The organism is Nonomuraea sp. NPDC050691, from assembly GCF_040654455.1.
Classification (GTDB): Bacteria; Actinomycetota; Actinomycetes; order Streptosporangiales; family Streptosporangiaceae; genus Nonomuraea.
On sequence record NZ_JBFAIA010000255.1, the window covers coordinates 1 to 8,918 of the forward strand.

Here is an 8,918-nt window from a genome sequence, read left to right on the forward strand (position 1 = left end):
GGCGCGCGCCGTGGTGGCCGACGTCTCACGCCGCGACGACGTCGAGCGGCTGGCCGACCTGGTCGCCGAGCGCTTCGGCGGGGCGGACGTCCTGGTCAACGCCGCCTTCCCCGGCTCGCACCGCAGGAACGTGCTCGACATGGCGGAGGACGACCTCGCGGCGTGGCGCGCGGCGGTGGACATCGCGGCGTACGGGACGCTGCTGGCCTGCCGGTTCATCGCGCCGCACATGGTCGCCCGCGGGTCCGGGGCGATCGTCAACGTCACGTCCATGTCGTCGCGCGCCGGCTACGCGGGACGCAGCGACTACGCGGCCGGCAAGGCGGCGGTCCACCTGCTGTCGCACTGCCTGGCCGACGAGCTCGGGCCGTACGGGGTGCGCGTGAACTGCGTGGCGCCGGGCTGGATCGCCTCGGACGTGCTGGACGACTGGATGCGCACCAGGGCCGCGGCCGAAGGGGTGACGTTCGAGGAGATCCGGGCGCGGGACGTGTCGGCGATGGCCCTGCGCCGCATCGCCACCGAGGAGGACGTCGCCCGGGCCGTGATCTACCTCGCCTCCGACCAGGCCCGTTCGGTCACGGGCGCCACCCTCGATGTCAACGCCGGCCAGCACTTCGGCTGAGCGCCCGGCCCTCCGCCGCCAGGCGCTCGGCGACCACACGCCGGCGCCGGACGCGGTTGAGCCGTGGACGCGCCCGCGGGCACCATGAGGGTCATGCCACGGTTCATCGATCCGACGCCCAGGCTGCGCGACTCGTTCCTGGAGGCGGTGGCCGAGTTCCGGGCCGACCGCGACTATCCCCCCTCCTGGTTCGTCGGCGACGTCGACCCGCCGGCTCTGACCAGCCCGGAGGCGTTCGAGGCGTATGTCGCCCGGGTGCTGGGCGAGCGGTCCGCGGCGGGCGCGCGGGACGGGTTCGTCCCCATGACCACGCTGTGGTGGGCCGACGGCGAACGGTTCCTGGGCCGGATGGCCATCCGTCACCGGCTCATCCCGGCGCTGGAGGAGATCGGCGGCCACATCGGCTATGACGTGCGCCCGTCCGCCCGGCGCCAGGGGCACGCGACGGCCATGCTCGCCGCGGCGCTGCCGATCGCCCGGTCGCTGGGCCTGCGACAGGTCCTGGTGATGTGCGACCGGACCAACACGGCCTCGCGGCGGGTCATCGAGGCCAACGGGGGACGGCTCATCGACATCACCGAACTCAAGCGTCGTTACTGGGTGCCGACCACGGCGTCGTGACCCCGGGGCGGGCGGGTCAGGTGCTCCACGAAGCGGGCGACGGCGGCCGTCGGGTGCGGGGGCGGGTTCCACACCAGGCCGATGGGGCGGTGCTGCGCCGGGACCAGCGGCCGGTACGCCGGATCGTCCACCTCCGGCGTGGCCGGGAGCGGCAGGACGCCCACCCCGAGCCCGGCGGCGATGAGGCCGCGCACCGTGGCGATCTCCTCGCTCTCGAACGCGATGACCGGCTCGAACCCCGCCTCCTGGCACAGCCCGTCGATCACCCGGCGCAGGTCCGTGGTCGGCGCGAAGGCGATGAACGGCTCCGCCCGTACGTCCCGCAGAGTGATGGAGCCGGCGGCGGCCAGCGGGTGGTCGGCGGGCAGGGCGACGCACAGCCGCTGCTCGCGCAGCCGGTGCCAGCGGGCCCCGTTCCCGGCCGGCGGCGGGGTGACCAGCGCGGCGTCGATGTACCCGTCGTGCAGCCAGGCCACCAGCTCGCGGGCGAAGCCCTGGCGCAGCTCGAACCTGATGCCCGGGGTGACCGCGCGGTAGTCGCGCAGGATCTCCGGCACCAGCCACCGTCCCACCGAGTGCAGGAATCCCAGCCGGATCAGCCCCGTGTCCGGGTTGGCCAGCGCGTCCACCCGGCGGCGGGCGTCGTCCAGATCGGCCACCGCCCGGGCGGCGTGCTCGCGCAGCAGCGCGCCGAACCGGTTGACGGCCAGCCGCCGCCCGCGCCGGTGGAACAGCTCCACCCCGAGGTCAGCCTCCAGCCGGGCCAGCGCCCGCGACAGCGTCGACTGGTTGACGCCTTCCAGGGCCGCGGTGTCGCGCATGTTCTCTGTGTCACACAGCGACAGGAACCAGCGCAGCGTTTGCACGTCCATCCAGCGATGATGCGCATCATGCATCAGCTACGTCAAACGCTGCATTTTGCGCATCAGAGGTGACGGGGCAGCATCGGGGCCGTGTCCTCCACAGTCGGGGCGGAGGAGCGCGTCCACCGCCGGATCAGGTACGGGCTGATGTGCGGCGGCCTGGCGAACTTCCTGGCCCTCTACTACGTCCAGCCGCTGCTGCCCGGCGTCGCCCGCCACTTCGGCGTGAGCGCCTCCGAGTCCACGGCGGTCCTGTCGCTGGCCACGATCACGATGGCCGTGGCCCTGCTGTTCGTCGGCCCGGTCTCGGACATGACGGGCCGGGTGGGGATCATGCGGCTGTCGCTGGTCGCCTCCGGGGTGCTGGGCCTGGCCACCGCGTTCGCGCCCACCTGGCACAGCCTGCTCGTCCTGCGCGGCCTCCAGGGCGTCGCCCTGGCCGGGCTGCCCGCCGTGGCGCTCGCCTACCTGCGCGAGGAGACGCCGCCCGGCTCCCACGTACGCGCCAACGCCACCTACATCATGGGCACCGCGCTCGGCGGCGCCGCCGGCCGCCTGCTGCCCGGGCCGCTGCACGAGCTGTGGGGCTGGACGGGCGCGAGCGCCGCCGTCGGCGCCATCACGCTGGTGTGCGGGATCGGCCTGTGGGCGCTGGTCCCGCCCTCCCGGCACTTCGAGCGGTCCAGCCCACGCCTGGGCGGCCTGCTCGCCAACACCGCCCGCACCCTCAAGGACCCCACCCTGGTCGTGCTGTGCCTGGTGGGCGCGGCAACCATGGGGGCGTTCGTCGGCCTCTGCAACGCGCTGGCCTTCCGCCTGGAAGGGGCCCCGTACCTGCTGGGCGGCGCCGCGGCACTGGCCTTCCTCGCCTACCCTGTGGGGATACCGGCGCCACTGGCCGCCGGCCGGCTGGCGGTGCGGCGCGGGCGCGGCCCGGCGGCGCTGCACGGCGTCGCCCTGCTGGGGGCGGGTGTGCTGCTGACCCGGATGAGCGCGCTGCCGGCCGTCGTGGCCGGCCTGGGGGTGCTCACCTTCGCCTTCCTCGGCACGCACTCGCTGGTCAGCGGCTGGGTCTCCGACCGCGCGCAGCGGGTGGGCGTCGGGGTCGGACAGGCCGCCGGGCTGTACCTGCTCGCCTTCTACGCCGGCAGCTCGGTGTTCGGCGCGCTGGCCGCCTACCGGTGGCAGAGCGCCGGATGGCCCAGTGTGATCACCGGCGCCATCGTCCTGACCGCAGTGGCCGGGCTGCTCGTCGGCCTGGCCCGCCGATTCGACACCCCGTGAGGTACGCGATCATGTCCCCACTCGCCGGCATCGTCACCGGTACCGCCGTCGCCCCCGACGGCGTCTCCCTGGCCTACCAGGCCGGCGGCCGGGGCGAACCCCTCGTCCTGCTGTCCGGCCAGGCCAACAACCACCACTGGTGGGACGGCGTCCGCCCCGGTTTCGAGGACGCCCACCGCACGATCACCCTCGACTGGCGCGGCACCGGCGCCAGCGGCAAGCCCGACGAGCCGTACACCACCCGCGCGCTCGCCGCGGACGTGGTCGCCGTCCTCGACGACCTCGGCGTCGAGCGGGCCCACGTCTACGGCACGTCCATGGGCGGGCGGGTCGCGCAGTGGCTGGCCGCCGACCATCCGGGCCGGGTCGGCTCGCTCGTGCTCGGCTGCACCTCGCCGGGCGGCCGGCACGGCGTCGAACGCGACAACAGCGTGCGCCGGGCGCTCGCCCGGCCGGACCGGGACGCGGCCGGGCGGGCCCTGCCCGAGCTCATGTACACGCCGCGCTGGCTGGCCGCCCATCCCGGCCCGTACCACACCACCGGAGACCCCGGCATGCCCGCGCACGCCCGGCGGCGGCACCTGGCGGCCAGCAACGGCCACGACGCCTGGGACGTCCTGCCCGGCATCACCGCGCCGACCCTGGTGCTGCACGGCACCGACGACCTGCTCACCCCGGCCGGCAACGCGCCGCTGCTCGCCGAGCGCATCCCGGGCGCGCGGATGATCCTCGTCGCGGGCGCCCGGCACGCCTACTTCGAGGAGTTCCAGGACTACGCCACCCCGGTCGTGCTGGACTTCCTGGCGGGCCGCATGCACGCCTGACGCCGTCCCGCCTCGGCCGGCACCCCTTCGCGGGGCGTCGCCCCCGTCAGGAAGACGTCGGTGCGGTTCACGCCCACCGCGCCGGCCCGCACCACGGCGGCGCGATCGGCGCCCAGGTCCGCGGCGTCGGGCACGCCCAGCGACCAGGCGACGCCCGCGCTCGTGGTGGCGACGGCCCGGGCGCCGGCGGCGGGCGCGATCAGGACCGTGTCCTGTCGTGGGTCCGGCCGTACGGGCGCTTCCCCATGTCGATCCGGACATATCCGGATATATAGGTCAGGCGCGTACCGGACCGCCACCCTCAGGGAGCGCGGTGGCGCTCGTCGTACGTCCGGCGGGCCGCCGCGATGAGGGGCCCGGCGTGACGGGCCCAGGCCGACAACGCCTCCAGCGGCTCGCGGATCTCCTCCACCAGGGCCGTGGACGCGTACTCCACGCGGGGCGGCGAGTCGGGGTACACCGTCCGCGTCACCAGGCCGTTGCGTTCGAGGCTGCGCAGGCTGACCGTGAGCATGCGCCGGCTGATCCCCGCGACGGCCCGCTCCAGCTGCGTGAAGCGGCGCGGGCCGTCGCCCAGCTCGACGAGCACCTGGGCGCTCCACTTGTCGCCGATGAGGGCCAGGACCTCGGGCAGCGGGCATTCGGCCTGGTTCGTTACCTCGGCGTTCCGTCGGGACAAGAAAGTGCCTCCTTCCGAGTCGTTCGATCCTGCTCCAGGATGACCTCCGTTACAAGTCATAACGTTCCTGATGAAAGGGGATGGCCATGCCCATCGCTCGCAGCAACGGCTACAAGATCTCGTACGAGGTGAGCGGGGACGGGCCGCCCCTCGTCGTGCATCCCGGCATGTTCCAGGACGGGGCGCACTGGGCTCACAGCGGCTACACCGCCGCGCTGGCCGCCGCCCACACCGTGATCGCGATCGACCCGCTCGGGCTGGGCGCCAGCGACGCGCCGCACGACGTGGCCGCCTACGCGCCCCGCCGCCGCGTGGAGGCCGTCACCGCCGTGCTGGACGACTGTGGCGTGGACCGGGCCGCCTTCTGGGGGTACTCGCTGGGCGCCATGACCGGCTACGCCCTCGCCGCGTACGCGCCCGAACGGCTCACCCGCCTCGTGGCCGGCGCCTTCGACCCCGTCGGCGGGTTCCGCTCCGCCGTGGACGACGCGATCGAGCGGTTCGCGCTGCCCGCCGACGTCGACGCGTACGAGATCGTCAAGCAGGGGGCGTGCGCCGACCCCTACCAGGCCGCGCTCGTCGGCGCGGGCGACAGCGGCGCCTTCCGCGCCAACTACGACGCGTTCTCCCGCGAGCCGGGCCTGGGCCCGGGGCTGGCCGCCTCCGGCGTGCCCGTCCTCATGTACGCGGGGACGGGCGACCCGTGGCACGAGCCGATGCGCGGCTTCGCCGAGCGGATCGGCGCCGGCTTCTTCTCCCTTCCGGACGCGGACCACAAGGGCGGCTGGGACCGGGCGGCCGAGGTGCTGCCCCAGGTCATGCCGTTCCTGTCCGCCGGCTGACCAGGCCCGGACCGCCCCACGGGAAGACGCCGGCGGAACATTTATCGCGATCGGTGATATCTGGCGGCTCCGACTGCTTCTGGTTCCTCAGGTGGCCCGGCGCTGCAATGGGACGAGTCCATCCGAAGAGGAGCGGAGATGTCCTTGACCAGCGCTCACACCTGGGATGCCGTGGTCGTCCCGGAGAGCACGGCGGAAGTGGTGGAGCTGTCGCAGGGCGGAGGGTTCCGGTTGCTCGTCGACGCCGGCGCGACCGGCGGCGCGCTCGGCGCGAACCGGCTCACGCTGGCCCCCGGCGCCGACGGCGCCAGGCCGCACCACCACGCCTTGTCCTCGGAGTTGTTCTATGTGCTCGCCGGGACCATGGAGTTCCTGCTCGGCGAGCGGATCGTCACAGCGGGGCGGGGAAGCCTGATCGTCGTTCCGCCGGCGACGGTCCACGCCTTCGGCGCGGCCCCGGGCTCGACGGCCGAGGCGCTCGTGGTCATGGCGCCCGGGGTGGAGCGGTTCGAGTACTTCCGCCGGCTCGGCCGGATCGCGCAGGGGCAGGACTCCTTCGACGGCCTCCTGCCCGAGCAGGACCGCTTCGACGTCCACTTCGCCGACGACACGGCCTGGCTGCGGGCGCGGGCCCGATGAGCGAGGTCTTCCGCGCGGAGATCTCCGGCACGGAGAAGGCGCCCACGACTCCGGAGCCCGCCGGCCGGCGGTCGCCCTGCCGGAGGTGGCGCTCGCCCTGCGCGCCGGGCCCGCCGTGGCCTGGGTCCTCACCGTCCACGCGCTCGCCCTGGGCATCGGCACCGCGGTGTTCGGGCGGCTGGCCGACTCGTGGGGAGTCCGGACGGCGCTGGCGACCGGCTCGCTGGTCCTCGGTATCGGCGCGCTGGTCTGCGTCGTCGCGCCGAACCTCGGCGTCCTGACAGCGGGGCCTGGCCGGTGTCGCCGCCGCCACCGCGCTCGCCATGGTGATCGCCGGCACGGCGGGCGGCCCGTACAGCCTCATCGTCGCGACCTCGCTGGCGCTGGCGTCGTTCGCCGTCGCCCAGGTGGTGCTCACCGCGGAGATGTCGGCCCGGCTGCCGGCTGCCCGGCGCGGCGCCGGGATGGGCCTGCTCAACCTCACCTTCTTCGTCGGGGGCGGCATCGGCTCCGCCGCCGCGGGGGCGCTGGCGCCGTGGGTGGGACTGCCCGGGTCCGCCGTCGCGATCGCGTCCTTCCCTCTGCTCGCCGCGGCGGTGGCATCGGCCCGGGTACCGTCCCCCCTTGCGGAAGGGCGTGCCTAGCCGACGGCGCCGGGCCCGCCGGGAGGCCGATCTGGCGTGAGTACGGCGAGGAGCTGCCTGACGGGGGCGGCGAGCTGCGCCGCGCGGACGACCAGCGAGGTGACGACGGCGGGCTCGGCCAGCGGGCGGATGACGACCCCCGGGACGGAAGGAAGCCCGGAGACCTCGTAGAAGACCGTCCACGAGGGAGGGTCGGCGACCATCTCGGAGAGCGTCTCGCGCAGACTGGTGAAGGGCGGTCCCGGCGGCGGCGCGACGCCGGCCGCCCGGCAGGCCGCGGTGATGAGATCGTGGAACGGCGGGTTCTTCTCGCGCGGGCAGAGCCTCAGGGGCAGGCGGGCGAGCTGCTGAAGGCGCAGCCGGGGCTCGGCGGCCAGCGCGTGGCCGGCCGGAAGCGCGACGAGCAAGGGGTCGCTCCACAGGGGGATCAGCCGCAGGCCGGGCACCGACGCCTGGCCGCGGACCAGAGCGGCCTCCAGCCGGCCCTCCCGGACCGCTGCCAGCCGTTCGGCCGGCGGAACCTGCCTGAGCCGGACCCGGAGCCCGGGCACGACGCCGGTCAGCTCGGCGAGGCCGCGGGAGAGCCGGTCTCCCGGGCTGTGGATCACGCCCAGGCGCAGGACGCCGTCGGTGCCGTCGGCCACCCCGGCCGCCACCCGCCGCGCGCGATCCGCCGCCGCCAGCACGGCACGCGCCTCCGGCAGCAGGCGCTCCCCGGCGGCCGACAGATGCACATGGCGGGTGGAGCGGTCGAACAACGTCACTGCGAGCTCACGTTCGAGACGGCGCACCTGCTGGCTCACCGCCGACTGCACGATGTTCAGCCGTTCCGCGGCCCGGGCGAAGCCCCCCTCCTCCGCGACCGCGACGAAGTACTGAAGCTGGCGCAGTTCCATCCGTCCTCCCGCCCCGCGCCGATCGCCCACCGGGCAGAGGCACGTCCACGGCCCGCCTGGGGATCGACCGCCCGGCCTTGGAGCGTACCGGGCCGGTTCCCGGCGCTGCTGACGAACACCTCCTGAGGCGGGCGGCGGCTCCGCGCCCGCCTCACTCGACGGTCAGGCAGGTCCGGCAGGTTCAGCCAGGTCAGGCACGGTCAGGCACGGTCAGGCTGCCTCGTGCCGGCGCTGGCAGGCGATGCAGTAGCGGGCCAGCGGGCGGATCTTCAGACGTTCGAACGGGATCCCCGCCCCGCACTCGGCGCAGCGGCCGTAGCCGCCCTCCGCCAGCCGGTCGAGCGCCTGGGTGAGCTCGGCGACGGCGCGGTCGGCGGTGACGATGGAGACCGACAGCTCCTGCCAGGTCTCGTCGGCCCCGGTGCCCTCGCGCGCCTCCTCCTGCAGGCCGGTCAGGTGGCCGCGTCGCCGGGCGAGCTGCTCCCGCAGTTCCTGACGCAGGACGTCGATCTGCACGCTGCTCAGGTGGGTCTCTCCGCTGGTTCCGGTGGTCATGGTGAAGTGGTCCTTTCGGGAAGTCGTCGAAGGCCGGCGGCTCGGCGGCCGCCGTCGAGGGCGCGCGGCCCCGGTGAGCGGTCGTTCAGCGGCCGGCGGCGAGGCCGCCGGCCAGGGACGGTTGCAGGCACAGGCGGGTCAGGCCGCGTACGGTGGCGTGGGCCGGCTCGGGTGCGACCTCGACCGGCAGCCGCAGCGCCTCCCGCAGCCGGCGGGTCAGCCGCGGCTGCAGGGCTCCGCCGCCGGTCAGGAGCAGTCCGCCGTCGCGCGCGGCCGGGCGGAGCCGGACGGGCAGGCGGCGCAGCAGGCGGGCGGTCATCTCCACGACCCCGTCGAGGGCGTACGACGGCACGCCGACGGGAGTCAGCGTGACGGCCCGGTCGCCGACCGGGTATCGGGGCGATGAGGAATCCATCGGTGGCCTCCGTTTCGTGCGGTTGTCGCCG

At 74.8% G+C, this 8,918-nt stretch carries 13 protein-coding genes; 7 read left to right on the forward strand and 6 right to left on the reverse strand.

Features of this window, described 5'->3' with window-relative positions; translation table 11 throughout:
* Positions 1–625: SDR family oxidoreductase (locus tag AB0H81_RS42020; protein WP_358387238.1), on the forward strand; the 625-nt coding region annotated here is incomplete at its 5' end.
* A gap of 93 nt (positions 626–718) precedes the next feature.
* The gene (locus AB0H81_RS42025) at positions 719–1,246 is read left to right on the forward strand and encodes a GNAT family N-acetyltransferase (protein WP_358387241.1); all 528 of its coding nucleotides are present in this window, start codon (positions 719–721) and stop codon (positions 1,244–1,246) included.
* On the opposite strand, the gene AB0H81_RS42030 is transcribed toward AB0H81_RS42025, so the two are convergent.
* The gene (locus AB0H81_RS42030; RefSeq protein WP_358387244.1) at positions 1,219–2,118 is read right to left on the reverse strand and encodes a LysR family transcriptional regulator; all 900 of its coding nucleotides are present in this window, start codon (positions 2,116–2,118) and stop codon (positions 1,219–1,221) included. The genes AB0H81_RS42025 and AB0H81_RS42030 overlap by 28 nt on opposite strands.
* An 81-nt stretch (positions 2,119–2,199) precedes the next feature.
* On the opposite strand from AB0H81_RS42030, the gene AB0H81_RS42035 reads away from it, so the two are divergent.
* Together AB0H81_RS42035 and AB0H81_RS42040 are read left to right on the forward strand one after the other, a co-directional pair.
* The gene (locus tag AB0H81_RS42035; RefSeq protein WP_358387247.1) at positions 2,200–3,393 is read left to right on the forward strand and encodes an MFS transporter; all 1,194 of its coding nucleotides are present in this window, start codon (positions 2,200–2,202) and stop codon (positions 3,391–3,393) included.
* A gap of 11 nt (positions 3,394–3,404) precedes the next feature.
* Entirely contained in the window at positions 3,405–4,217 is an 813-nt protein-coding gene (locus AB0H81_RS42040; RefSeq protein WP_358387250.1) for an alpha/beta fold hydrolase, read from the forward strand.
* Here the strand turns inward: AB0H81_RS42040 and AB0H81_RS42045 are convergent.
* The gene (locus tag AB0H81_RS42045) at positions 4,166–4,516 is read right to left on the reverse strand and encodes a hypothetical protein (protein WP_358387253.1); all 351 of its coding nucleotides are present in this window, start codon (positions 4,514–4,516) and stop codon (positions 4,166–4,168) included. The genes AB0H81_RS42040 and AB0H81_RS42045 overlap by 52 nt on opposite strands.
* Positions 4,517–4,518: 2 nt before the next feature.
* Positions 4,519–4,896, reverse strand: coding sequence for a helix-turn-helix domain-containing protein (locus AB0H81_RS42050; RefSeq protein WP_358387256.1), 378 nt, complete (start codon positions 4,894–4,896; stop codon positions 4,519–4,521).
* An 86-nt stretch (positions 4,897–4,982) separates the two neighbouring features.
* Between AB0H81_RS42050 and AB0H81_RS42055 the strand changes: the two genes are divergently transcribed.
* The 3 genes from AB0H81_RS42055 (at position 4,983) to AB0H81_RS42065 (ending at position 7,021) form a co-directional block, all read left to right on the forward strand.
* Positions 4,983–5,738 carry an alpha/beta hydrolase gene (locus AB0H81_RS42055; protein ID WP_358387259.1) on the forward strand — a complete coding sequence of 252 codons (756 nt, stop codon included), beginning with the start codon at positions 4,983–4,985 and terminating at the stop codon, positions 5,736–5,738.
* Between the two features lie 138 nt (positions 5,739–5,876).
* On the forward strand, positions 5,877–6,377 hold the full coding sequence (locus AB0H81_RS42060) for a cupin domain-containing protein (RefSeq protein WP_358387262.1): 501 nt from the start codon (positions 5,877–5,879) through the stop codon (positions 6,375–6,377).
* 323 nt (positions 6,378–6,700) lie between these two features.
* Entirely contained in the window at positions 6,701–7,021 is a 321-nt protein-coding gene (locus AB0H81_RS42065) for a hypothetical protein (RefSeq protein ID WP_358387265.1), read from the forward strand.
* Here AB0H81_RS42065 and AB0H81_RS42070 read toward each other — a convergent pair.
* From AB0H81_RS42070 to AB0H81_RS42080, 3 genes are all read right to left on the reverse strand, one after another.
* Positions 7,018–7,917 carry a LysR family transcriptional regulator gene (locus AB0H81_RS42070; RefSeq protein WP_358387268.1) on the reverse strand — a complete coding sequence of 300 codons (900 nt, stop codon included), beginning with the start codon at positions 7,915–7,917 and terminating at the stop codon, positions 7,018–7,020. The two genes, AB0H81_RS42065 and AB0H81_RS42070, sit on opposite strands and share 4 nt — an antisense overlap.
* A 210-nt stretch (positions 7,918–8,127) precedes the next feature.
* The gene (locus tag AB0H81_RS42075) at positions 8,128–8,472 is read right to left on the reverse strand and encodes a TraR/DksA family transcriptional regulator (protein WP_358387271.1); all 345 of its coding nucleotides are present in this window, start codon (positions 8,470–8,472) and stop codon (positions 8,128–8,130) included.
* An 85-nt stretch (positions 8,473–8,557) separates the two neighbouring features.
* Positions 8,558–8,887: a rod shape-determining protein gene (locus AB0H81_RS42080; RefSeq protein ID WP_358387274.1), complete on the reverse strand. Its 330-nt coding sequence runs from the start codon at positions 8,885–8,887 to the stop codon at positions 8,558–8,560.
* Between the last annotated feature and the right edge of the window lie 31 nt (positions 8,888–8,918).

Coding starts and splice junctions, on each gene's coding strand:
- AB0H81_RS42025 (WP_358387241.1), top strand. CDS start 719: ATGCCACGGTTCATCGATCCGACGCCCAGGCTGCGCGACTCGTTCCTG.
- AB0H81_RS42030 (WP_358387244.1), bottom strand. CDS start 2,118: ATGGACGTGCAAACGCTGCGCTGGTTCCTGTCGCTGTGTGACACAGAG.
- AB0H81_RS42040 (WP_358387250.1), top strand. CDS start 3,405: ATGTCCCCACTCGCCGGCATCGTCACCGGTACCGCCGTCGCCCCCGAC.
- AB0H81_RS42055 (WP_358387259.1), top strand. CDS start 4,983: ATGCCCATCGCTCGCAGCAACGGCTACAAGATCTCGTACGAGGTGAGC.
- AB0H81_RS42060 (WP_358387262.1), top strand. CDS start 5,877: ATGTCCTTGACCAGCGCTCACACCTGGGATGCCGTGGTCGTCCCGGAG.
- AB0H81_RS42065 (WP_358387265.1), top strand. CDS start 6,701: ATGGTGATCGCCGGCACGGCGGGCGGCCCGTACAGCCTCATCGTCGCG.
- AB0H81_RS42070 (WP_358387268.1), bottom strand. CDS start 7,917: ATGGAACTGCGCCAGCTTCAGTACTTCGTCGCGGTCGCGGAGGAGGGG.
- AB0H81_RS42075 (WP_358387271.1), bottom strand. CDS start 8,472: ATGACCACCGGAACCAGCGGAGAGACCCACCTGAGCAGCGTGCAGATC.
- AB0H81_RS42080 (WP_358387274.1), bottom strand. CDS start 8,887: ATGGATTCCTCATCGCCCCGATACCCGGTCGGCGACCGGGCCGTCACG.